This window comes from Psychrobacter pocilloporae (genome assembly GCF_029872915.1).
Classification (GTDB): Bacteria; Pseudomonadota; Gammaproteobacteria; order Pseudomonadales; family Moraxellaceae; genus Psychrobacter; species Psychrobacter pacificensis.
In genome coordinates this window covers 658,286-683,020 of record NZ_PGFT01000001.1, presented here as the reverse complement: position 1 = coordinate 683,020, position 24,735 = coordinate 658,286, and the positions used below count along the sequence as shown (strand labels likewise).

Annotated in this window: 17 protein-coding genes and 1 pseudogene; 9 read left to right on the top strand and 9 right to left on the bottom strand. The window is 42.0% G+C overall.

All coding sequences use genetic code 11. From position 1 onward, the window contains the following. Positions 1–144: 144 nt before the first annotated feature. From CUR83_RS02980 to CUR83_RS02960, 5 genes are all read right to left on the bottom strand, one after another. Entirely contained in the window at positions 145–1,404 is a 1,260-nt protein-coding gene (locus CUR83_RS02980) for a multidrug effflux MFS transporter (RefSeq protein WP_284719048.1), read from the bottom strand. 310 nt (positions 1,405–1,714) lie between these two features. Then, entirely contained in the window at positions 1,715–2,518 is an 804-nt protein-coding gene (locus tag CUR83_RS02975) for a hypothetical protein (protein ID WP_284719047.1), read from the bottom strand. A gap of 20 nt (positions 2,519–2,538) precedes the next feature. Beyond that, a complete protein-coding gene (locus CUR83_RS02970; protein ID WP_284719046.1) occupies positions 2,539–3,336 on the bottom strand; it encodes a hypothetical protein in 798 nt (265 codons plus the stop codon). A gap of 71 nt (positions 3,337–3,407) precedes the next feature. Beyond that, the gene (locus tag CUR83_RS02965; RefSeq protein WP_284719045.1) at positions 3,408–4,220 is read right to left on the bottom strand and encodes a crotonase/enoyl-CoA hydratase family protein; all 813 of its coding nucleotides are present in this window, start codon (positions 4,218–4,220) and stop codon (positions 3,408–3,410) included. A 208-nt stretch (positions 4,221–4,428) separates the two neighbouring features. Continuing rightward, a complete protein-coding gene (locus tag CUR83_RS02960) occupies positions 4,429–7,797 on the bottom strand; it encodes an ATP-binding protein (RefSeq protein ID WP_284719044.1) in 3,369 nt (1,122 codons plus the stop codon). Between the two features lie 671 nt (positions 7,798–8,468). Here CUR83_RS02960 and cysM point away from each other — a divergent pair. From cysM to CUR83_RS02930, 6 genes are all read left to right on the top strand, one after another. Continuing rightward, complete coding sequence (gene cysM, locus CUR83_RS02955) at positions 8,469–9,425, top strand: cysteine synthase CysM (protein ID WP_071003687.1); 957 nt, start codon at positions 8,469–8,471, stop codon at positions 9,423–9,425. A gap of 27 nt (positions 9,426–9,452) precedes the next feature. Beyond that, complete coding sequence (locus CUR83_RS02950; protein WP_071002291.1) at positions 9,453–10,277, top strand: 3'-5' exonuclease; 825 nt, start codon at positions 9,453–9,455, stop codon at positions 10,275–10,277. Positions 10,278–10,339: 62 nt separating this feature from the next. Further along, entirely contained in the window at positions 10,340–11,893 is a 1,554-nt protein-coding gene (gene rlmD, locus CUR83_RS02945; RefSeq protein ID WP_083328877.1) for a 23S rRNA (uracil(1939)-C(5))-methyltransferase RlmD, read from the top strand. A 380-nt stretch (positions 11,894–12,273) separates the two neighbouring features. After that, positions 12,274–14,811, top strand: a complete 2,538-nt coding sequence (locus CUR83_RS02940; RefSeq protein ID WP_186475113.1) for a RelA/SpoT family protein — start codon at positions 12,274–12,276, stop codon at positions 14,809–14,811. Positions 14,812–14,866: 55 nt separating this feature from the next. Continuing rightward, positions 14,867–15,796, top strand: coding sequence for a bifunctional DNA-formamidopyrimidine glycosylase/DNA-(apurinic or apyrimidinic site) lyase (gene mutM / locus CUR83_RS02935; protein WP_071002293.1), 930 nt, complete (start codon positions 14,867–14,869; stop codon positions 15,794–15,796). Positions 15,797–16,086: 290 nt separating this feature from the next. After that, complete coding sequence (locus CUR83_RS02930; protein ID WP_071002294.1) at positions 16,087–16,527, top strand: hypothetical protein; 441 nt, start codon at positions 16,087–16,089, stop codon at positions 16,525–16,527. A 113-nt stretch (positions 16,528–16,640) separates the two neighbouring features. Here the strand turns inward: CUR83_RS02930 and mscL are convergent, their stop codons facing one another. The 3 genes from mscL to CUR83_RS02915 all read right to left on the bottom strand — a co-directional run bounded on the left by mscL (position 16,641) and on the right by CUR83_RS02915 (position 20,755). Beyond that, positions 16,641–17,084 (bottom strand): large conductance mechanosensitive channel protein MscL, encoded by a 444-nt coding sequence (gene mscL / locus CUR83_RS02925; protein ID WP_058025799.1) that lies wholly within the window; start codon positions 17,082–17,084, stop codon positions 16,641–16,643. A gap of 272 nt (positions 17,085–17,356) precedes the next feature. Continuing rightward, the gene (gene typA, locus CUR83_RS02920; protein WP_071002295.1) at positions 17,357–19,207 is read right to left on the bottom strand and encodes a translational GTPase TypA; all 1,851 of its coding nucleotides are present in this window, start codon (positions 19,205–19,207) and stop codon (positions 17,357–17,359) included. Between the two features lie 348 nt (positions 19,208–19,555). After that, complete coding sequence (locus CUR83_RS02915; protein ID WP_093067746.1) at positions 19,556–20,755, bottom strand: OmpA family protein; 1,200 nt, start codon at positions 20,753–20,755, stop codon at positions 19,556–19,558. Between the two features lie 571 nt (positions 20,756–21,326). On the opposite strand from CUR83_RS02915, the gene CUR83_RS02910 reads away from it, so the two are divergent. The 3 genes and pseudogenes from CUR83_RS02910 to CUR83_RS02900 all read left to right on the top strand — a co-directional run bounded on the left by CUR83_RS02910 (position 21,327) and on the right by CUR83_RS02900 (position 23,490). Further along, positions 21,327–22,085, top strand: coding sequence for an IS5 family transposase (locus CUR83_RS02910; protein WP_093071332.1), 759 nt, complete (start codon positions 21,327–21,329; stop codon positions 22,083–22,085). 119 nt (positions 22,086–22,204) lie between these two features. Further along, positions 22,205–22,465, top strand: a pseudogene (locus CUR83_RS02905) (prepilin-type N-terminal cleavage/methylation domain-containing protein); the annotation flags it as partial. A 276-nt stretch (positions 22,466–22,741) separates the two neighbouring features. Continuing rightward, positions 22,742–23,490, top strand: a protein-coding gene (locus CUR83_RS02900; RefSeq protein ID WP_284719802.1) for an IS5 family transposase whose coding sequence is annotated in 2 segments (ribosomal slippage) — positions 22,742–23,072 and positions 23,072–23,490 — 750 coding nt in all. Because the reading frame shifts where the segments join, the coding sequence is not laid out codon by codon here. 455 nt (positions 23,491–23,945) lie between these two features. Here CUR83_RS02900 and recO read toward each other — a convergent pair. After that, complete coding sequence (recO, locus tag CUR83_RS02895) at positions 23,946–24,722, bottom strand: DNA repair protein RecO (protein WP_071002297.1); 777 nt, start codon at positions 24,720–24,722, stop codon at positions 23,946–23,948. Positions 24,723–24,735 lie beyond the last annotated feature (13 nt).

Sequence of the window (24,735 nt, the reverse complement as noted above, 5' to 3'; positions counted from 1 at the left end):
TTAATATTTATAGAACTTGAAGAAAATGCTTTATCAAAAAGAAAATCTTATATACAAATTAATAGCAGACATAAAAAAGCACCCATACGCTCTAAACGTATGGGTGCTTTTTATGAGTACTTAATTTACGATGAAACTTTATACTTACTCTGCATCGTCAAGATTTAGGTTACGGTCTATCTGCCAGATTAAAAACGCACCCAAGCTCATCAGTACAAAAAGTGCAATACCGATTTTTAACACTGGATTGAGAGGGAATAAGTTTAATAATAAACCACCAAAAATACCCACTGAAAACATCAGCGAGCCTTGCAGCGCGCTTGCCATACCCGCACGCTGCTTTTGAAAAGCCAGCGCAATCGCTGAGGCGTTTGGCTGGGTCAATCCCAAGCCTGCAATACAAAAGAAAATACACGCCAGCACCAGTGGCAACCAAGCATCGGTCCCCAAAAATATACCGACAACAAACAATGTGCCTGCAGAGAGCACCTGCATCATCGTCCCAAAGCGTAATATGCTCAAGATACGAAAGCGATTGGTCAACCACTGATTCAGCTGAGTCAAACCCACAAAGCCCGCCGCATTCATCCCAAACAACCAGCCAAAGTGCGTGGCCGAGACGCCATAAGTGTCCATGATTAATTCAGAAGCTGAGCTGATATAGACAAACATCGCACCCATCAACAACCCGCCACCAATCGCTGGATAGTTGAAGGTTGGATCTTTTAATAAATCCCAATACTGACTAAGCACTTCTTTTGCAGGACGCACATTACGATTTTCTTCGGTCAATGTCTCAAAAAAGAAAAACTTAGTAAGCAATAAATTTAGGGCACCAAAAGCGGCCAAAAACCAGAAAATGGAATGCCAATCAAAAAACTGTAAAAATAGTGCACCAAGCGACGGCGCTAGTATGGGTGCCAGACCCATGACCAAAATCATAATCGAAAAAGCTTTTGCGGTTTGCTTGGCGGTTAGGCGATCTCTAATAGCAGCGCGAGTCACCACTGCCCCTACACAAGCGCCTAATGCCTGCATCGTTCGCCCTACAAATAATACATATTCATTGTCAGTGGTCGCACAAAGAATGGACGCAATCACATATAGTGTCATGCCTATGTATAAAGGCTTAACACGGCCGACACGATCACTAAAAGGGCCATAAAATAACTGCCCGAATACCAAACCCAAAAAATACGCTGGCACAGAGTTGGCCATAAAAGCGGTTGACACACCAAAATCATCTGCCATCGACGGTAGTGCTGGCAGATACATATCAATAGATAATGGTCCTACCGCAACCATCAACCCCAGCATCATAATCCATGCAACAGGCAGATCAGCAGAACGTACTCGTTCAGCGGTGATAGGTTTCTTTGAAAGAGAGGATTTTGGCGCAGACATAGTTAGACCGTTTATATAGTGATGATTACTTAAGCTTTTATAAGATGCATGAAATAGATGTTTTTAACGACAATAGTGCATTTTTATCCAAATCTGTGCAAGCAGACAGTGTTATATCGTGCTGTCCGCTCGTATTTCAATAGTCATAGGGAACTAATGAAACAAGCCTTAACAACTAAAAACAATCAACGTAATTACTCAAAATATGTTTGGTATATTTTCAATCCAAATGTGGCTATAAAAGTGACTAAAATTAAAGATGTTGAGAGCAGGATCGTTCTAAATAAACCCTTTGACCTCTAGCTTAAATTTACTTTTTTAAATTATTAATTTCGTCAAATTTTGCTTGAGTCATTATCTGTCTATGATCTTTAAAAAAATTAATTACGCGCTCATTATTATCAACAAACCCTTGGATAATCTCCGGATGCTTTAATATATTACCATCAGCCGCTATGACATCTTTAAACGCCTGCGCAAATTGCGTATCGTAACCGCTTAGATTAAACCTTTGGTTATAGTCATCATTCATAATTCTAATTTTGTACTGTAGTAAAAAATCCTTATCCAATATGGTATACAGATCATAATAATTATGAAAAGGACCAAGTTTTTCATTAGGATACTTAGCAAATATCAGTTGTAATGGACTAGTCTGATTGGGCATACCATCTATTACTAACATTTCTTGACTAGAATCAGCATAAAATCGCTCAATGTTTGACGTTTTCTCTAGTAGCGACTCTGGAGGAAAAGTATAATAAAAATACTCCTTACCAGTGACAACTTTGGCATTAAGTTCATACAAGGGATCTATCTTTATTCTAAACACCTTTCCTAAGTCCTCAGAGGGACAATGAAACTCACCGGATAAGTTTCCTGAGAAAGTCTCAGCTTGAAAGTTTAATACTAAGCTTTTCGTTGAGAACTCATCTAAATCGCCAGCATCATTATAGTTACATCTAGGAAAAGTAGTGACATACACTTTGTCTGATATTTCTGCTGGTATGTAAGCAGTAACTGGCTCATCTGGATCTTTTGGCTCAGTACATCCGATTACTAAGATTCCTATAGTATTTAAAATAAAAATGCCTATGAACCTTAGCATCGTCATAATCATCCTAGTTCATATAGTTAAGTCTTATTAATTTCTTCAAATTCTGTTTGAGTAATTATCTTTCTATGATCTTTAAAAAAATTAATAACACGTTCATTATTATCAACAAACCCTTGGATAATCTCTGGATGCTTTAATATATTACCATCAGCCGCTATGACATCTTTAAACGCTTGCGCAAATTGTGTATCGTAACCGCTCAGATTAAACCTTTGGTTGTAGTTATCATTCATTATTCTAACTTTGTACTGTAGTAAGAAATCATTGTCTAATAATGTTGATAATCTATAATAATTGTGGAAACTACTTAACCCTTCTTCATCATAAGTTGTAAATACTAATTTTAGTGGACTAGACTGATTGGACATACCATCAATTATTAACATTGCTTGTGTCGAATCAAGATAGAAAGACTCTACGTTTGGTACTTGTTCTACTGCTCTATCTTCGCCATAGGGAAAATATAAATATTTTCTGCCAGTTACAATTGTCCTGTCTCGCTTGTATAAAGGCCTTACAGTAGCTCTGAATACCATACCCAAGTCCTCAGAGGGGCAGTGATAATCACCATTGATATTTCCAGAGAAAGTTTTTGCTTGAAAGCTTAATACCAAGCTTTTCGTTGAAAACTCATCTAAATCGCCAGCATCATTATGGTTACATCTAGGAAAAGTAGCGACATACACTTTGTCTGATATTTCTGCTGGTATGTAAGCAGTAACTGGCTCATCTGGATCTTTTGGCTCAGTACATCCGATTACTAAGATTCCTATAGTATTTAAAATAAAAATGCCTATGAACCTTAGCATCGTCATAATCATCCTAGTTCATATAGTTAAGTCTTATTAATTTCTAAATAGAATATACTTCTAGCACCAAAAGAATGTTAGCGGAACTGACGTTTGCTAAACACCGTGCTAGCTTGCTTTGCTTTTCTCAGAGCAAGTTTGCGATTGCGTCCAAGCATCATCTTAATCTGCCAGATTTTTTCTTTATATAAGGTAGTCGCAGGCTGCTCATACATCGCATTAATTACGCGTTTGCTCGCTAGCACCGCATCAGGAGAGCGCTCGGCAAATTCAGCCGCCAGCTGCTGTGCTTGCTCAAGTGGCGTCTCACTACAATGACTGATTAATCCTAATTCTTTGCCGTCCGTAGCATTAATGATGCGCGCCGTCATAGCCAGCTCTTTGAGAACGTCTTCTCGTACCACCCCAAATGCCGATTGCGTCAGACCCATGTCTGGCACCAGCCCCCACTTGGCCTCCATGATAGACAGTTTACACTCGGGATTGCTGATGCGCACATCACATGCCAGCGCCAATTGTAGCCCTGCGCCGATACAGTAGCCTTCTAAGACCGCGATGACCGGTACTGGCACATCACGCCAGACCAAGCAAACACGCTGAAACGAGCTTTGCCATGGCTTAATCAGCTCCCAAATGGCAAAAGCTTGGTTTTTGGGATGGTTTAAATCGCCCAAGTCGATACCGGCACAAAACGTCCCTTCTGCACCGTTTAAGATGACCGCTCGTATCGTCTTATCTTTGCTCACTCGGCCTGCCACAGCGATCAGCTCATCGATGACTTGAAAACTCATGGCGTTTTTTTTGTGCGGACGATTTAGCGTTACAGTGAGTATATTATCAGTGACACTCACTTGTAGCGTTTCGTATTGGTAAGTTGCAATGGCGTTCATAACGATCCTTATTTATGAATGGGTAAAAGATAGACTGATAGCGATAATATTAGCAGGCTTAACCCTACTCTACCGTAGCAATAACTGACTGCTACGATACTGTATCAAGCGTCTGCCTTTTAATATTCGCACATTATCTGGCCGCTAGTGATCGGTATCGTATGCAATTCACTTATTACATCGCATAATAACGGTCCGATTACCTGCTCTAAATCATTTTCCACGTCATGTCATTTTCGCTCAAACGATGATAGTTGAGCTGCGGGTAAGCCGATAAATCCACGTTTTGTAAATTATTCAGTGCGGTAAGTAGTGCCTCATAATATGGCTCAATCATCGCAAATTGTACCGGTGTTGTATGCTGTACATTCAATAAGCACTTATCCTCCAAGTCTTGGCTGGCCTGACGTAGCTGCGGCACTCCTGTATAACGACTGCCGCCCAATATGCGATGGGCAATTTGTGCCAACAAGTTACGATCACGAGCTTCCCATGCTTGAGTCAGTGCTTGCTTTTCCTCGTTAATCGTATCGAGCATCATAATGATAAGCTTGGCTGCCAAATCAGGTTTGTTTGCTGAGCGAGTAAGCGCATCTTGCCAGTCTAAAATATCAGACGTATCCATTGTACTGAGGTTTTTTTGATGGAGGTTGTGATCCGTTTGCTCATATAGCCTTTTATCCATATTCGCTGTTATGTCTTCAGCAGAATTATCTGTCGGTTCTTTTGGTGGATACAATAATGATTCTTGCCCTTGCTTGTGTAAACGTAGGCTCTCATAGCGAGGCTGGTTCTCACGGGTGGTCTCTCGTCTATAATCGTCACGTGGCTGACTGTCACGCAAGTAGTCATCACGGATTTTTTTCAGTGATAATGGTCGAGTGACTTTTGGCGGTTCTGTGATTTCAGTCCTATTACGAACGCGTTCGTTGTCTTTGACCATCGGATAAATGGCGGTCTTTTGATCCGAGAGCGGCGTCGATTGTTCTGTGAGGTGTATATTTTCGGAGTCGGTATTTTGTAAATCGATGCTTTGCAAATTAGAAGCTTGCAAATCAGTATCAGCCAATGCCGTTATTTGCGGTGTGATGCTTTTCCGGCCTAGCCACTTTTGGAGTACTTGCAATAACTGAGGTTGGCTAATTGGTTTGCCAACGTAGTCATTGATACCGCTGGCGATAAGCTTATCACGCTCATCCGCTAGGCCATGGGCTGTCAAGGCGATAATAGGAATACGACTATCAGCCACTTCAATGCTCCGAATTTGCTTCGCTGCTTCATGACCTGACATACGCGGCATTTGGATATCCATAAATATCAAATCGATATGATTTTTATCTTGAGTAGCTGTTTTATCGTCATTTGCACTCTCTTCAGCATACAGGGAGGTGCTGGATTTTTTATTGACCTCATCGCGTGTTTCCGCTTTAGAGATTTGCGTTTTATTCGACAGACTCTGCTTATCGTTTTTAGCAGATTTGACATTTTTGGTTTGCTGTTTGCTGATAATCTCTATGGCATCAAAGCCGCTACTCGCTGTAATGACTTGTATGCCAAGCTCGCTCAATAGCGCATCAAGCACCAACAAATTTGGTAGATGATCATCAACTGCCAGCACGGTAATCCCTTTCCAGCGCGGCTCTTGTAAGCTCTTTGGCATGCTACGGTTTTGTGTATCAAGCATCGCGTATAGCTGTCTTTTGTCCAATGGCTCATACAAGATATTGGCTTGATAGCGGTTTAGCAGCGCTTGGTCAGCTGCCACTTGATAGCCAAACACAGCAAGTTTGCCTTGATAATGGAGACGGATTTGCTTGAGTAACGCCATCATATCGTCTTGCGTGTCATCATCAACAATGACCCAATCCCAAAAGTTGCCATGCTCTTTGAGCGACTCAAGCACCCCTGGCAATGAATTGGCTTGAGTGAGCTTAATCGGTAAGTACTGCAAGCTGGCCTTCAACACTTGTATTGAGGCCGTATGACTGATCCAAACCAAGACGTTGAACTCATCAGTCTCGCTTGCAAGCGGTGCCAATACTGGCAGCTCAATGGTCTGACCAGTTGGTGCCTCTAGCACATCGACATGTGCTGGCATACGGAACCAAAACGTCGCGCCTTGGTTGGCGATGTTCTCTTGAGCATTGTCATGAAAGCCGATATCGCCGCCCATCAGACGCGTTAATTGCTTGGAGATAACCAGACCCAACCCCGTACCACCATACTGGCGCGTGATTGACGGATCGCCTTGGCTAAAGCTCTGAAACAGCATTTTTTGATCAGCAAGCGAGATGCCTTTACCACTGTCTTGCACGCTAATCATTAGATAGTTATCACGGTGATCATCCAAGCTGACCCGTACGACCACATCGCCACTATCTGTGAACTTGATGGCATTACCAACGATATTGGTCAATACCTGCTTGAGGCGCAGCGCATCGCCATTGATACGCATGGGCACATCGTTATAGAACAAGACAGCCATGCGCAGCCCCTTCTCCGCAGAGACAGGAGAGAGCATATCAACCACATCATAAATGGTGTCATACAAATCAAACTCATGACGATCAAGCACCAACTTGCCCGCCTCAATCTTAGAAAAATCCAAAACATCATTGACCAAAGCAAGTAGGTGAGCTGAGGATTTGCGGATAGTCTGTACGTATAAATCCTGTTCAGGATTGAGCTCACCGTGACGCGCTAATAAGTTAATAAAGCCATCGATACTGTTCAACGGCGTGCGCAGCTCGTGGCTGATGTTGGCCAAAAATGCGGATTTGGCTTGGCTGGTTGAGATGGCAGCATCACGCGCATTTCGAATAGAGATGTTTTGCATTTCCATCTCATCAAATGCCAAACGCAGATCGTCTTCGGTTTGCTCGGCATGATCCTTGAGCTCCTGAAAACTTCTATGGAGGCGACGAAATGTCTTGACCAAATCTTGCTGTAATAAATTAAGCTCACCATCTGACTCTACTGGTACAGGCTGATATAAGTTATCAACATGGGTACGTTGTAATTGCAAACGCAGCTCATAGATAGGTGCAATCCAACGCTTTGAGTAAATATTTAAGCTGAGTAATAAAATCAGAATGGTAAACAGACCGGTAATCACCAGCGCCATCGCGATACGATAACGGGCGATATAAAGTGGCTCGTTGTCCATATCGACCAGTAGCCACAACGTCTGCCCCTCAAACTCACCCAACACGCTGCCATATGCCGTGCCTACAGGCGTTGGTTTTTGCGATAAAAACTTTGCTGAGTCACTGATTAGCGGCCATTTCTCGTTCAGACCATAGCCTACGGTTGCCAACACTTGATTGCCTTCATTGATAACAGCAATACGCTGTACATGCTGCTCAGACTGCATACGCCCGAGTTTATCCTGTATGCTTTCGAGCGTTGTCATCGCACTTTGTGATGCCTCATCTGTGTTGCTTTTTGCTTGCTGACGTTCTTGCTCCAACAAATCAGGAATCAGCTCTGCAATGACTGGTGTATAACGAATCAATACCGCCTCAGCCAGTGCCTCTTGCTCTGAATCGCTCGCACGCATGGTTTCGTGAAATACCAAAATACCCCTACCGCCGCCAACACGCAGATGGGTAAAAACACCAATAGGATCAGCTGCCCATAAGCGCTACTGGTATTGAAACGTTTTTTATATGCCATGCTCGCTCTACTCTCTACGAAAATGCTGTCTGTGAATTTTGTTACGGTCTCTACGCTACCATAAAAAATGCTTAAGCTTGCTAGCTTGTTTTTTAAAGATACGCCTTTTATGGCTCAAGATTATCTTAACAGGATTCTATAAATCGCGTTTACCCATTCAAGGTGAATGAAACACAAACTTTGACCAATATGGCTTTAAGCAAACCTAGCAAATATACATACGTTACTAAACGGCATGGTTGCGGCACCATAAAACCTGCTTTTGTCCCTAAAAAAATTGCCAATAAAAGGCGCTTTCATCAAGTATTATTCTTTTATGCAATAAGCGCAGCTAGCAACAAAATGATATAATGACGCAACTTTTTATTTGCCACAATAGATGGTTTACCCTCATGATGAATGAGAGCGTATGCTACTGCCGTTAAGTTTTGGTTTATCTGTCACTATAAGCCAATACACAAAACGCTTGTCTCAAATGATGATCAGACAATAAAAAATAGTGATTCGATCACAGCCTATCGCCCAAAAAATATTTTAGAAAATAAATAAGGATTTCTTATGTCCGCAACGGCCATGTCAAACGCTAACTTTATCACTCACGTGACCACGCTTGCCGATTGTGTCGGTCAAACGCCATTGGTTAAATTGCAGCGCCTACCTGAACAAGAGCATATCGAAAATGGCGCCACATTATTAGCCAAATTAGAAGGCAATAATCCCGCAGGCTCTGTAAAGGATCGCCCTGCTTTTAATATGATTTATCAAGCAGAGCAGCGCGGTGATATCAAACCCGGCGACACGTTGATTGAAGCCACTAGCGGCAATACTGGCATTGCATTAGCCATGGTCGCGGCGATGCGCGGTTATCCAATGACATTACTGATGCCAACCAACTCTACTCAAGAGCGTAAAGATGCCATGATTGCTTACGGCGCGACGTTGATTGAAGTCGATGAAGGCATGGAAGCGGCACGCGATTTGGCATTGCAGATGCAAGCCGATGGTAAAGGCATCGTACTGGATCAGTTTAATAATCCTGACAATAGCCAAGCGCATTACCTGACTACAGGGCCTGAGCTGTGGGCGCAAACTGACGGTAAGATCACCCATTTTATTAGCTCCATGGGCACCACTGGCACCATCACTGGTGTCTCACGTTATCTAAAAGAACAAAATCCAGACGTCAAAATCATTGGTTTGCAGCCTGATGAAGACGCTTCTATCGCTGGTATTCGCCGTTGGCCTGCTGCATATATGCCGGGTATTTTTGACGCAGACTTGGTCGATGAGATCATGGATGTCGATCAGCGTATCGCTGAAGTCTACATGCGCAAACTGGCAAAAACTGAAGGTATTTTTGCTGGAGTATCCTCAGGTGCAGCGGCTTGGGCAGCAACGCAAGTCGCCAAAAATAATCCCGATGCCGTCATTGCCTTTATCGTCTGTGATCGTGGAGACCGTTATTTATCGACAGGTTTATACAATGTTGATGACAGTCATATCGATAATGATGCAGATAACGCAGCATAGTAAGCTTATAAAAATGCAGGATTCTTTATGTCACAAGCTCTACCGTCCGACCCTATACTAGTTTTTGATATCGAGACGGTCGCCGATATCGATGCAGCTCGCCGTATCTATCCACAATTGGCCGATCTTAATGATGCAGATACGTTGAGCGCGTTAACGGCGATACGCACCCAAGAAGCAGGACACGATTTTATGCGCTTGCCATTGCAGCGCATTGTCTGTATTTCCGCTTTATATATCAAAGATGGCAAGTTATCGTTGTTTTCGTTGACCGCGGATAAGTTTAGCGAAAAAGACATTCTTACCAAGTTTTTTCGGGCATTCAGTGATCTTGAAACCTTGCCACAGCTCATCAGTTGGAATGGTTCAGGTTTTGACATACCTGTACTGATATATCGCGCTATGCAATATGATTTATCAGCGCCATGGCTGTTTGAAGAAGGTGAACGTATCAAAAATATGCGCTTTGATAACTACGTCAATCGTTTCCATACGCGTCATCTTGATTTGATGGACAGATTTAGTCAGTACGGTGCCAGTCGCCGCGAAGCCATGGATATCGTCGCCAGTTTATATGGATTACCGGGCAAAACTGACGTTGATGGTAGCATGGTGGGCGCGCTCGTCAGTAGTGGTGATTGGCAGACACTCTCCATCTATTGTGAGTCTGATGTGATGAACACTTGGCTCATCTATCTTCGTTGGCTACGTCTGACAGGAAAGCTGTCCTCACCAGACTTTGATGCTTGGCAACAGCAGAGCTACGACTATCTAGCACAATATACCCAAGCCGATGGTAGTCCACGACATCAAGAGTTTATTGCTGACTGGTCATCGGCACCCAAATTATAGAAACCGTATTATTAGCAGTTTGTTATTCTCCTCTTATAGTTATTTATTATTAAGGCAGGTTTATGCAACCCACCGACTCCAAAACCTCAATAGCCAATTCTGCTCCGCAGAACGGTGTTACTCAAACGAATGATAGCCAAAAGATTGCCATTCCACCCAGCAAGAAAAAATCAAAGCCATCATCAAAAACGCGCCGTCGTCTAAAAGATGCAGAGCCGATTCCATTTAACATTGATGGTTTGTCACATGATGGTCGCGGTGTTGCCATCTATGGCAATGGTTTTGGGGTTGATGATGGCCATGCTGAAGATAAGCATGGCAAAAAAATATTTGTAAGCTTTGCCCTACCGGGTGAAAGCGCACTGGTAAAAATCACCAATAGCCGTGCCAGTTTTGAGGAAGGCGATGCAATCAGCATCACTGCCAATCCAAATCCTGAGCGTGCTGTGCCGCCTTGCCCACATTTTGGTGTTTGCGGTGGCTGCAACTTACAACACTGGCAGCCCGATGGGCAGATAAATTTTAAGCAGTCCGTACTTGCTGAGATGCTCATGCATCAAGCCAATGTAGAACCTGATAACTGGCTAGCACCTGTCGTAGGTGATCGTCTTGGCTATCGCACCAAGGCTCGTCTAGGCGTGCGCTATGTCGTCAAAAAAGAAACCGCGCTGGTCGGCTTTCGTGAGCGCTCAAGTAACTTTTTGGCAGAGCTCAATGAATGCCATATCTTAGACCCACGCATCGGTTTTGAGATTGAGAACTTAAAGACGCTCATCAGCACGCTAGAGAGCCGTGACAAGATTGCTCAGCTTGAGCTTGCGATGGGTGAGCAATTGCCAGAATTGCCTGACGGCAATCAACCTGTTGCACTAATCGTGCGTCACTTAGAGCCGCTGTCAGAGGCTGATATAGACAAATTAAAAGCATTCTTTGCAGCGCGCAATTGGCAGCTATATCTACAGTCAAAAGGTGCTGATAGTATTGAACGTATCGCTTTGACAGAGGCAGATGATCTAAGCGAGCAGTTTGGTCGCCTATATTATCAACTGCCAGAATATGATTTGACCTTTGAATTTATTCCTACTGACTTTACCCAAGTCAATTTATCTGTCAATCGCCAAATGACCAAGCTGGCTTGCGACTTATTAGATTTAAAAGCAGGTGAGCGAGTACTGGATCTGTTTAGTGGTTTGGGTAATTTTAGCCTGCCGCTAGCACGTCTCGTTGGTGAAACAGGTTCTGTGGTGGGTGTCGAAGGTAGTGAGGCCATGACCAAGCGTGCGGCTGACAATGCTCGTCGTAACGGTATCAGCAATACTGAATTTTATAGTCAAGATTTGACAAAAGATTGCACTGACAAACCTTGGGCCAATCAGGGTTTTGACGCCTTACTCATCGACCCCCCGCGCTCTGGTGCTTGGGAGATTATGCAGTATTTGCCAAAATTCAACGCTGAGCGTATCGTCTACGTTTCTTGTAATCCAGCAACCCTCGCCCGCGATACCAAAGCATTACTAGAGCAAGGGTATCGCTTGACGCATGCGGGTGTCATGGATATGTTCTGCCATACTGGACACGTCGAGTCTATCGCTCGTTTTGAAAAAGTAGACAGCTGATTTTTATACGTATCTTATGATTCGTAATAACCTCTTAAGTAGCCGTATTATGACCGCAACACTGAAACCAAGCTTGGATAATATTTTGCCCATAGCTCACGACTATTTCACATAATTAACCAAAGTCATTACAGAGCCTAGCTTGATTTGTCCTTTCAAAGTGAGATAATAGTAAACAATCTTCTTATACTGTATATCGCCGTATAAGCAGCACTTGTACTCGTAGCTTTATATATTTTACGCGCATTTTATGGCTGCTAAAAATCAGATTTTTAGCAGTTGTATTGGTTTATAGCTGGCACTTTATGAATCGTTCATTCGGAGTGTGTGCATAGTAGATGAGGTTATAATCAATTCAAAATAGCTAAGAGGAGTCGGCTATGGTAAAAATTCGTGAGGGGTTGCCGTTGGTGGATGGACAAACCACGCAGGCCGACAGTGCCACACTGGCGGCGCAATTGGTAGCGAGCCAACGCTCTCACCAATCTGCCAACAGCTACGCCCAGATTCCTCTCGATATCAAATACCAGCTGTCAACTCACAAGCTACATACTACTTTTGATCGATCAGCGGCACATACTTATGATGGCCTCGACCCCGCGCTTGAAAACGAGTATCTGGACAACACCTATACGCTCTCAGATGAAGAGCTCGAATCCATTGATTTAGATCAAGCCAATATCGATGTACCCACTTGGCTCGACAATGTGGCGAAGCGTATCGGACAAGAGTCTGTACCTCATCTGAGTGCTGCTTGTGAGTTTATCCGCAGTCACATGAATACTAGCGAATCTGAGCGCTCAGGTGCTTACGTCACTGGTATTGGCATGACAGACATATTGACCTATCTCTATCAAGATGAAGACGCGCTTGTTGCTGCCATGCTATATCGCAGTGCCCGCAAATCCATCATTAGTCTTGCTGAAGTTGAGAAAAATTTTGGTGCGGATATCCTAGCCCTTGTTAAAGACACTTTAGCAATGGGGAAACTCTCAGAGATTATTGAGAGCAATAAACGCTTAGAAGATCATTTCGTCAATAATCAGCGTGACCAGCTATCAAATATTTATAGCATGCTCATTTCTGTCACCAACGACGTGCGTGTGGTACTCATTAAGTTGGCAGAGCGTACCTTTGCCATGCGTGAGTTGACGTTTTCTAGGCCAGAGCGTCAAACTCGTGTCGCGCGCGAGGTCATGACTATTTATGCGCCATTAGCGCATCGCCTAGGTATTGCACAGCTCAAGTGGGAGCTTGAGGATCTGGCGTTTCGCTACCTTGCGCCCGATAGGTACAAAGAGATTGCCAAGCTACTGTCCGAAAAGCGAAGCGAACGCGAGTCTTATATTCAGCGTGTAGAAGAGAAGCTCAATGAGGCATTAGCGAATGCTGGCATTGAGGGCGAAGTATCCGGACGCGTCAAGCATATCTATTCTATTTACCGCAAAATGAAACTCAAAGGTTTATCCTTTGACCAGCTGTATGACATCCGAGCATTGCGAGTATTGGTCAATAATCCTTCAGACTGTTATCACGTCTTAGGCTTGGTACATGGTTTGTGGCGTTATATTCCTGAGCAATTTGACGATTATATTACCAACCCAAAGTCAAACGGCTACCGCTCACTACATACCGCCGTCATTGCCGAAAACAAATCGCTTGAAGTGCAGATTCGTACTCAGGAGATGCATTTTGAGGCGGAGCTTGGCATGTGCGCACATGTCAATTACAAAGAAGGCCTGAAGAATAAAAAAGACAATTACTTAAATCAAAGAATCAGCTCGCTACGTCAGCTACTGTCTATTAACAACGAGACCCGTAACCAGCCGCGCTCATCTGTCATGACAGGCGAAGAGCTAGATGACATGGAGCTTGACGAAGAAGAACAACTCGTTGATTTTGATGAGCTCGAGCGTATCTATATTTTCAGCCGTGACGGCGACATCACCGAGCTACCAAAAGGTGCAACCGTTCTCGATTTTGCCTATTATGTGCATACCCAAGTTGGTAACCGTGCACAGGCAGCCCGAGTTAATCAGCGCTATGTGCCATTGACTTATCAGCTAAAAACAGGGGAACAAGTTGAGATCATCACTAAGGCATCGCGTGAGCCCAATCGTGATTGGCTAGTCGCCTCACTGGGCTATATTCATACCAATCGCGCACGCTCAAAACTGCGTCAATGGTTCAACAAACAAGACCGTGATAAGAATATTGAAATAGGTCGTCAGATGCTTAGCAAAGAGCTTGAGCGCCTATCTGTGCATCCCAATAGCATTGACTTAAATGACTATATCCAGCATTTCCACGTCAATACGACCGATGATATTATCGTGGGGCTCGTCACAGGTGATATCGGTCTCAATCAGCTAACCAGCCATATTTCTCGGCAGCTGCATTTAGAACCCGAGATACCACCAGAGAACTTTGCACCGCACGTCGATACTAGAGATGCGAGCAAGCTCGATGCCTACAAAATCCGTATCGACGGTCTGGATAATATTGAAATCAATTTAGCAGGCTGCTGCCATCCTGTACATGGTGAGCCAATTGCCGGATACATTACCTTATCGCGAGGTGTCAGCGTTCATAACCGCGGTTGCCCTGAGTATCTGCGTTTGGTCGAGCGTGATCCTGAGCGCAAAATAGAGGCAGCTTGGCAAGTACAATCTGGTCGCTATCAGCCAGTTGATATCCACGTAGAGGCGTATGACAGACGCGGCCTGTTGCGTGATTTGACACAGATTATTGATAAAGAGAACGTCAATATCCGCAAAGTTGAAACGCTTAGTAACGATGACAATATCGCCTTTTTGAAATTTCATATCGAAGTTTCAGGGCTAGCGCATCTATCTAAGTTACTGGCGAAACTAGAGCAACAGCACGGTGTCTTACATGCTCGTCGCGCTGTGGCTTAGTTGACATGCTAAGCTACCAATTATTCACTCAAAAATAGAGTTGTCATAAAACATCATGCCCGAATTGCCAGAAGTAGAAACCACCAAGACTAGCCTTGCACCATTATTAGGACAACAGGTGATTGACATAAAGGTCTTTCAACCCAAACTACGTTGGGCGATGCCAGATGACTTAAGTAGTCTGGCTGACTACACGTTAGATAGCGTTGAACGCCGAGCAAAATATCTTGTTCTTAAATTTTTGCCCACAGTGCTTAATGATAATGATGCCATGGTAGCACCACTTAAGCTTTTGATTCATTTAGGCATGTCAGGTAGTTTACAGCAGCACAGTTATGGCACTGACAAACGTAAACATGATCATCTAATAGTAGTATTTAGGGATTCTGAAAATGCAAAGTCTCAGCTACATTATTACGATCCAAGACGATTTGGCTCAGTATTATGGTATGAAGATTACGGTAGCAAATTACTGGACCACTTGGGCCCTGAGCCACTCTCGGAAGATTTTACCGCAGAATATCTTTATAACGTTATTCAACGTAATAACTTATCCGATAAAGATCATAACAATACAGGCTCTAACAAAAAACCATCGACCAAACGAACACAGTCCATCGCACGAGCTATCAAATCTGTCATTATGGAACAAAAAGTCGTGGTAGGTGTCGGTAATATCTATGCGACGGAAAGCCTCTACCTATCAGGTATTCACCCTGCTACCCCAGCCAATCAACTGTCACTTGAGCAGCTGATAATTTTAGTTGACAATATTAAAGATATATTAAAAAAGGCTATCAAACTTGGCGGCTCAACGCTACGAGATTTTACAGTCGCGAGTGGTCAAACGGGTTATTTTCAGCAGACTTTAAATGTTTATGGTAGGCAAGGAGAGCATTGCCTAAAATGCGATACCATTCTAGAAAATGTTAAGCTCAATGGTAGAGCCAGCGTTTATTGTCCAAATTGTCAGCCGTTAGCTTAAGCTTAATTAGTGCTCATATGATTTCTTACCTTGACTAAAGACAAATCTGCTACTATTTTCAAAATAAATACAATCTAGTTTGATATATTTCTTTACTCACATAAGAATATCCCATGTATTCTTGTTGCTTATTGGCGTACATCTTGCTTTAATAGTGCTAGCGCTTACAAAAATAGTGCGCACTATTTATTCTTCTGTAATACTTACCCTACCTGTCGTTGCCGCGATATTCCTATATGGAGACAGCAGCAGCCATTAATCATACTAATTGTAAATTTTAGGATATCGTTATGACGGTTAAAGCCACAAACAAACGCGCAGTTAAGCAAAAGTTGTTTCCTGTCTTTACTTCCTTAGCGTTAATGGCTGCTAGTATGCAACCTACTCTTGCAGCCATAGAAATAGACGAAACTGACTTTGGCCCTTCGTATGAGACGATGGTAGTAGATACGATTGTTGGTAAACCATTACAACTGGTCAATGCTGTGGCTGGTACCGCCGCCTATATCGTGAGCCTACCCTTCTCTCTTATCGGTGGAAATGCCGATCAAGCGCAGCAAAAATTATTTGTTGAGCCTTGGGATGCTATGGGAAGATGTTTAGGCTGTACAGTTGCTGAAGACAACTATTATAAATCACAAGTTATTGACAATAATACTGTGCGTATTGTCGTTGACCAACCATCAGAGATTTTGATTAATACTAACGATTACGTGGTTGTCACGCCATAAGCTACTGTGTTTGATCGTTTTTAGCATAAATCAAAAAATATGACTTTATGAATAGACAATAGAAAAGGCTAACATAAAGTTAGCCTTTTTTGTTACCACTAAACCGTACGTTATTATTTTACAATATGAGTATTACTTAATTTAGCACTGATTTCACGCAGTAACTGTACTTCTTCTGATGGCTCTACTACAGCTTCCTCTACAGCTTCCGTACGACGCATTTTATTTACTACTCTCACCATCATAAAAATAATAAAAGCTAAAATTAGAAAATTAATGAGTACAGTGATGAAGCTACCATATGCTAATACAGGAACGCCAGCTTCTTTGAGTGCATCGTAGGTCATAGCAACCCCATTAGGCACATCACCCAATACCAAAAGCATATTTTTAAAGTTAATCTCGCCCCCTACAATGAAAGCGACAATTGGCATAATGATATCATCTACCAATGATTTAGTGATGGTAGCAAAAGCCCCACCAATGATAACACCAACTGCTAAGTCCATCACATTGCCTTTTAGAGCAAATTCTTTAAATTCTGAAACCATACTCATTGTATTCTCCTCAAAAATTATCTATAGGCGTATAGATATTTTATATAATCAGTATCATACTTCACTCTAACGTTAATCATTGAACACATCAAAACTAATGTTCATTTTGTATTTATTTCTTCAAAATTACAACAAAAAAAAGCAGTATAAAGTGAACCACTATAGCTCACCCTATACTGCTAATTCTTTAACTACTCCGATGTCTAAAAGACATTAAATTTTGGTGTTGAAAATCAACGCTCTAAAAGATTGAATAGTTTATACTGTCGATATTATGCATTTTTCTTACTACGGCTGTGACGCTTACGCTCACTTTCAGTCAAATAACGTTTACGTAGACGAATCGCTTTTGGCGTGACTTCAACCAACTCATCATCTTGAATGAACTCAAGCGCTTGCTCAAGCGTGAACTTAACTGCTGGCGTCAACGTCAACGCTTCATCAGTACCACTAGCACGTACGTTGGTTAACTGCTTACCGGTTGTTGGGTTAACCGTCATATCATCGTTACGAGAGTTAAGACCAATAATCATACCTTCATAAACTTCAAGCTGTGGCTCAGCAAATAACTTACCACGTTTTTGTAGGTTAAACAGTGCAAAGCCTAGGCAAGTACCGTTTGCCATAGAAACCAATACGCCGTTTGAACGACCACCCACATCACCGATTTTTTGTGGACCGTAATGCGAGAAGCTTGACGTCATGATACCACTACCTGAAGTCAATGTTAAAAACTCAGAACGGAAACCGATCAAACCACGAGCTGGTACTGTCGCTTCAATACGCATACGACCTTTACCATCAAGCTCCATATTGGTCATCTCGCCTTTGCGTAGACCAACCTGCTCCATAATAGAACCCTGATGCTCTTCTTCGATATCGAAGACAACGTTTTCATACGGCTCTTGTAGCTCACCATCAACTTCTTTTACGATAACCTCTGGGCCTGAAACACCCATCTCAAAGCCTTCACGGCGCATGTTCTCGATAAGTACAGATAGATGAAGCTCACCACGACCAGAGACTTTAAATTTATCTGGAGATTCAGTGTCTTCTACACGTAGTGCAACGTTATGAATCAATTCACGCTCAAGACGCTCACGAATATTACGTGAAGTGACAAACTTACCCTCACGACCAGCAAATGGTGAGTTATTTACTTGGAAATTCATTGATACGGTAGGCTGATCAACTGTTAATGCTGGTAATGCTTCAACTTTATTAGGATCACAAATCGTATCTGAGATATTAAGCGCATCGATACCTGTGATACAAACGATATCACCAGCCTGTGCCTCTTCAACATCAATACGATCAAGGCCATGGTAGCCCATAATTTTTAAGATACGGCCGTTACGTGTCTTACCATGTTTATCAATGACAGTAACTGGTGTATTGGTTTTAACCTTACCACGCTGGATACGACCAATACCAATCACACCAACGAAGCTATTGTAATCAAGGCTTGAGATCTGCATACGGAATGGTGCGTCTGCATCAACTTGCGGCGCCTGTACAACATCAACAATAGTTTTAAATAGTGGCGTCATGTCATCAGCTAAATCATCTGCTTCCAAACCTGCAATACCATTTAACGCTGATGCATAAACCACTGGAAAATCAAGCTGCTCATCAGTTGCACCTAGATTATCGAACAAATCAAAAATTTGATCCATTACCCAATCAGGGCGTGAGCCAGGACGGTCAATTTTATTGATAACAACAATCGGCTTTAGACCTTGTTCAAATGCTTTTTGCGTTACAAAACGAGTCTGAGGCATCGGGCCATCGACAGCATCAACAACCAAAAGTACGCAATCAACCATTGACATCACACGCTCAACTTCACCACCGAAATCGGCGTGACCTGGGGTATCAACGATATTAATACGGTATTCAGTTCCTGAAGTCTGATCTGTCCAACGAATGGCTGTGTTTTTAGCCAAAATAGTAATACCACGTTCTTGCTCAATATCACCTGAATCCATTGCACGTTCAGCAATATTTGCACGATCGCCAAAAGTACCAGATTGATGTAATAATTTATCAACCAAAGTTGTTTTACCGTGGTCAACGTGGGCAATAATTGCAATGTTACGCAGGTGTTTGATATCGTTCGCCATATAAAATGCTCGTGTCGTCTTAAAAAAATGCAGTAGCAATAAGCGCCGCTGGATAAACTTTTATCATCAATAAGATAAATATTGAATTTTAGATGATACACAATAAATGCTATCGCTCAGAAAATCTCAATATAATCAAATATCTATGCCGATAAATTCATCGTACAGATAGCTATGCTAATGTACATTCTGTCAATTTACAGAATGTTTGGGTGGCTAGTATAACATTATTGATTCATAAATTTATGAAATAACTTACTTTTCTCAATACATAAATAAAAAAAGCCACCCAATTGGGTGACTTTTTTTGTAACCATATATCTAACTATACGATTATTTATCTAATACTTACTGAACAACCATATCTTTAGTTTGTTCAACAGTCATAGTTTTATCACCAGTGATGATGGCATAAACACGACGGTTCATAGCACGACCTTCTTCAGTATCGTTTGATGCGATTGGTTGGTCATAACCATAACCAACAGTTGATAGACGGTTTGGAGCAATACCGAATTCGTTAGTTAGCATAGATTTAACAGCAACGGCACGAGCTTCAGATAGACGTTGGTTATAACGTGCTGAAGGACCAGTTTTAGATGCATGACCTTCTACACGAGCTGTAGAGTTTGGATACTCACGCATTTTTTCTGCTACTTTAGCGATTTCTGGCTTGTATTGGTTTTTGATAGCTGATTTATCGTTATCAAAGAATACACGTAGTTCCATTTTTAGCTCATCAGTAATATCTACTGGTACTGGGCAACCACGCTCATCAACCACTACATTCATTGGAGTGCCTGGGCATGCATCCATGCTATCAGGTACGCCATCGCCGTCAGAATCAAGGTCAGCTTCAACAACAACTACTGGAGTGTTGTCAACCATTGGCTCTTCCATTGGTGGTACTGCTACTGTAGGTGCTAGATGGCCACCAAGTACAACTTCTAGACCGGCCAATGCCATGCCTTCCCACCAGTTGTTGTCAAAGTTATGAATCGCACGAGCTTCACCACGTAGACTTAGTGCATCGTTGATACGATACATAGCACCTAGACCTAGGTTACCGATAGTATCTTTAGTACCTGAAACTTTGTCACCGTTGCTGTTTTCGATTTCGATTTTAGATTGACCGGCACCAACTAGCATGTATGGCTTGAATGCATTTTCAGTGTAGCCACTGAATTCTTCAAAACCAACTAAGAAGTTACCAGAGATCATTTCTTGCTCTGCATCGTAAGAATCGCCAAGATCGTTACCACCAACATCTGTAGCATTAGCATCAGTGTTAGACACACCATACTCTACTTGGAACTGAGTAGAAGGCGTTAGCTCGATACCTAAAGCGGCACCAGTGTATAAACCATCTTCTTTATAGTAGCTATTACCGTTACCACTATAGTCGCCTAGTAATTCAGCTTGATCATCATCAGCGCCTTCGCTGTAGTGATAACCTAATAATAGTGGGCTAATAGTAACACCAGCATTAGCTGCTAGAGGTGCAGCTGTTACAGCGAACAGTGCTAAAGCAATTTTATTCAGTTTCATGGACTTCCTCCAAAGGATAATTTTAGTGATGCATTAAGCAAAACCGATTCTCAAGACGCTCTAAATCAGACATCTTTTACGCATTTTAGGTTACAAAGCAAAACCAATTAAGAAGTAGCTTAGCGATTATCCATTCAGTTTACAACTTTTTTCGTTAACGAGCTACACATTATTACACGATAATGTTGTAACTAAAACACAATAGCCATTCTAAGTTACTTAGAACTAACACACCTTACGCTTTTTATCTTTTGTATGTCAGTTCACGATAGATGCTAAATTAACTAGCACCTATCGTTTGAACATATTTTATTACAATTAATAATTTTTCTCTATTCCTAATGCACATTATTCACTAATTGAAACATTTTTTGACAATAGACATATATTCTGTTTATATTACAATAGTCGACATTATTTGATATTCGAAGTAACTTATAGAAAAGTAATAATTTCGTATACTGCCAACAAACCCAAATACTAGAGGCTGTATAGAATTGAGGAACCATTGAAAAAAATAAGCAACGCCTTACTCTAATGTTTACCACAACAAAGAAATAAGGCATCACTTATGACTCGCACCAAGCTCAACGATGAACATTGGCACAAGCTATTTATTATATTGCGACAAATTAACGTATATAACAAGCCCAATCTAAGACGTACCGTTGAAGGCATGTTGTACCGCATACGAGTAGGCTGTCCATGGCGAGACTTACCTTCTTATTTTGGTCATTGGTCTCGCATATATCATCAATACCGTTACTGGCGTAAAACCGGTAAATGGCAAAAGCTCATGAAGATAGTCACAGCAAACTATGATAGTGAATGGTTATTTATAGACGGTAGCGTGGTCAAAGCTCATCAGCATAGTTCAGGTGCAGCCAGTCATCTTGATGAGGCCATTGGTAAAAGTGTTGCAGGTAATAGCAGCAAACTGCACTTAGTGGTCGATGCTTGTGGTAACCCTATACATATTGAGCTGACAGGTGGGCAAGTGCATGACGCTAAGATGGCAAAGACGTTGATAGATAGCACGATTAATAACCAGACTAAAGCGGTGATTGCAGACAGGGGCTACGATAGTAGTGATATTAGAGAGTGTATCTTCAAGCACTGTGCTGAGTCAGTCATACCCGTTAAGTCGAACTCTAAAAGCTGTAACGACACACTAGATTGGTATTTGTATCGTTGCCGTCATTTGGTAGAAAACGCTTTTGCTAGATTGAAACATTTTAGGGGCATTGCCACGCGATATGATAAGCTCAAAGATAGCTATGCAGCGGCGGTAATGCTCGCTTGTGTCTTTATCTGGTTGCCACTCATTTGAATTCTATACACACCCTAGTCTTTATCAAGTATTTTTTCTACATAATGGATTAGCTAGATGTTGCAGATAAGCGCGATTATTTTATTTGGAAAGTCTGAAGCCATAGGATGTAGCAATCTATGAAATCGCTTTATAAGACATCATCAAATTATCGCAGATTACTGATAGTGGTTTTACCTGTATCTACTTTGATGAAGGGAATGCTTAGTTATGATAGGCTAATATTTCGAATAAATCAGTTGTACGCTCCACTACACCAGTTAACTATATATAACAAACGCTCTGCAACGCATTTACAAGCTTTAAGCGCTAAAGGTAGGAATGGCTTCACTCTTGTTGAGCTGATTGTTACTGTAACGGTGCTTGCTATCATAGTAGCGATTGCAACGCCAAGCATATTGACGCAATTAACGCGTATGGAAGCCAAACGCGTCAAAACCCAATTAGAGAACGCCCTCGCTTTGGCAAAAGCTGAAAGCTATATCACTAGACAAGATGTATTGGTTTGTTTATCGAATGACGGTATACAATGCGACCGCAATAGTGACAACATGCTTATATTATTCGTAGACAAAAACGGTAACAAAAACTTCGATACAAATGCTGATACTCTAGGGTGTGTTGACATATATAGAATAATTGATAATCATAGTGTTATGACTAGATTAACCCTAAGTGATGCCCAGTGGGCAAAGATAGCACCGTATTGTGCAGGTAAAGAGACCGATGTTGGTAGAACAGCGGTAAATAATCGACTATTTATCGAAGCTGTTCTATGGATTGTCCGAACAGGTAGTCCGTGGCGAGACTTACCCCCTGAATTTGGTAACTGGAACAGTGTTTATAAGCGCTACCGTCGATGGGTAAAAAGCGATAGATTCAGCAAGCTATTTAATGCTCTGAATGACTCAGATTTAGAGTATGCCATGATTGATGGCACTATTGTTAAGGTACATCGTCATGGACAAGGCGCAAAAGGGGGGCTTGTCATCAGGCAATTGGCAAATCAAGAGGCGGTATGACCACTAAAATCATGGCAATGGTTGATGCATTAGGCAACCTTGTTGATTTTACTTTATTGAAAGAACAACAGCATGACATGGCTGGCGTTAAACCTTTAATTAAAGACAAAGAGTTTGGTGCATTGCTTGCTGATAGAGCCTTTGACACGGATTGGCTACTGCTAGACTTAGAAGAGCGTGGTAGCAAAGCGGTCATACCCCCTAAACGCTCTCGTTTAAAGCAACGAGATTTCGATAAAGAAATGTACAAGTGGCGTCACTTAATCGAGAACTTCTTCTGTAAGCTGAAAGATTTCAAGAAAATTGCCATGCGTGCTGAAAAAACGGATGAGTCGTTTGCTGCTAATATCTATTTAGCAGCGACGATTATCCATTTACGGTAATTGTCAACACACCCTAGTACTCAATCAATATTTTAATTTAAAATATAGTACACTGAAACTCAGAGTCGGAGCGGGTCGCCATTACATCAAATTTTGGGGGGATAGTGGCAAACCTCGGGGGCATTTTGGCCATATCAAGTACTGCCCCACATCTACCTATAATGATGCAATGTACCAAATTTCTTTCAATCAAAACGGTCGAGTCAGTCAGAAGCTTAATCAAGACCACCCTACCGATTGTGATGGGTAATTGAATGCGGACAAAGTAGCAAGTACATTACCTTTAAGCATTTTAATACATCGCATTTTTTACCATAACAACAGCTTGCTATAATCCTAAATCATAGCGTGTTCTATATTTAACTCATCAACACCATCGGCCTAGGCAACAGTATCGATATTCCCACAAGTTAAGCCATGGCCTAAACTCAATAGATTTAAAAATGATAATCTCTTTATTGATAACGTTGTTGCTGTTGCCATAGCAGCCGACTTTGTAATGGTTGATAATCAAGTAGATGATCTATCAGATGCCGATGTAGCTTTGACCAATTATTCAGCGTTGCTTTAGTGATACCTAGGTAGGCCATCTCGATAATATCAATACCCTTAAATATAGTCTGTCCGGTACTACTCTCTAAATGCTCGGACTCTATAGCATTCTGCATGATTGGCAGTAACCCCACATCAGGTAAAAAGCGATATACACAATTAGGTTCGATAGTATGTTCGATGTTATCATGCGTTAGCGTTAAGGTGAAACCTAACTCATTGAATAGGTGCTGCTCAAATTGGCGCAAACATAAACGAAGCTCAGTGTTATCTAAAGGTTGCTTCAGCTGCTGTAAACTGTCCTGATAATGTTGCCACAATACCGGCATTGGATCTTCGGTCGGTAACAATCGCCACAGTATCTCATTAAGGTACAACGCCGCATATTGGTGCTGTCCATTGATATTACTATAAGGTACAGTAGATAGTGTGGCAGAGGTACCTTCTTTTTGCTCGTTACTTGTTTGGAGAGTGGTTTGCGAAGTAATCTGGATTTGAGTGAATGTCTTTAAGTCGCGTTTGCCAGTGGCAAATAGCTGTAAAGGCATAAATAACGGTGCACCTTTTTTCCCAACACCATGTATCACACCATGCTGCTGAGAAAAAAGATAATACAACGCACGCTTTTCTTGATAAGGACGCTGATGTAATAAATAGCCAATTAACGCTTCGTTACGCATCGTTTATTACCTC

What these genes read in the sequence shown, in the direction of transcription:
- recO (WP_071002297.1), bottom strand. Translation starts at nt 24,722, where the DNA reads ATGCGTAACGAAGCGTTAATTGGCTATTTATTACATCAGCGTCCTTAT.
- CUR83_RS02930 (WP_071002294.1), top strand. Translation starts at nt 16,087, where the DNA reads ATGACGGTTAAAGCCACAAACAAACGCGCAGTTAAGCAAAAGTTGTTT.
- CUR83_RS02980 (WP_284719048.1), bottom strand. Translation starts at nt 1,404, where the DNA reads ATGTCTGCGCCAAAATCCTCTCTTTCAAAGAAACCTATCACCGCTGAA.
- mutM (WP_071002293.1), top strand. Translation starts at nt 14,867, where the DNA reads ATGCCCGAATTGCCAGAAGTAGAAACCACCAAGACTAGCCTTGCACCA.
- cysM (WP_071003687.1), top strand. Translation starts at nt 8,469, where the DNA reads ATGTCAAACGCTAACTTTATCACTCACGTGACCACGCTTGCCGATTGT.
- rlmD (WP_083328877.1), top strand. Translation starts at nt 10,340, where the DNA reads ATGCAACCCACCGACTCCAAAACCTCAATAGCCAATTCTGCTCCGCAG.
- CUR83_RS02970 (WP_284719046.1), bottom strand. Translation starts at nt 3,336, where the DNA reads ATGACGATGCTAAGGTTCATAGGCATTTTTATTTTAAATACTATAGGA.
- typA (WP_071002295.1), bottom strand. Translation starts at nt 19,207, where the DNA reads ATGGCGAACGATATCAAACACCTGCGTAACATTGCAATTATTGCCCAC.
- CUR83_RS02915 (WP_093067746.1), bottom strand. Translation starts at nt 20,755, where the DNA reads ATGAAACTGAATAAAATTGCTTTAGCACTGTTCGCTGTAACAGCTGCA.
- CUR83_RS02965 (WP_284719045.1), bottom strand. Translation starts at nt 4,220, where the DNA reads ATGAACGCCATTGCAACTTACCAATACGAAACGCTACAAGTGAGTGTC.
- CUR83_RS02910 (WP_093071332.1), top strand. Translation starts at nt 21,327, where the DNA reads ATGACTCGCACCAAGCTCAACGATGAACATTGGCACAAGCTATTTATT.
- CUR83_RS02975 (WP_284719047.1), bottom strand. Translation starts at nt 2,518, where the DNA reads ATGACGATGCTAAGGTTCATAGGCATTTTTATTTTAAATACTATAGGA.
- mscL (WP_058025799.1), bottom strand. Translation starts at nt 17,084, where the DNA reads ATGAGTATGGTTTCAGAATTTAAAGAATTTGCTCTAAAAGGCAATGTG.
- CUR83_RS02950 (WP_071002291.1), top strand. Translation starts at nt 9,453, where the DNA reads ATGTCACAAGCTCTACCGTCCGACCCTATACTAGTTTTTGATATCGAG.
- CUR83_RS02940 (WP_186475113.1), top strand. Translation starts at nt 12,274, where the DNA reads ATGGTAAAAATTCGTGAGGGGTTGCCGTTGGTGGATGGACAAACCACG.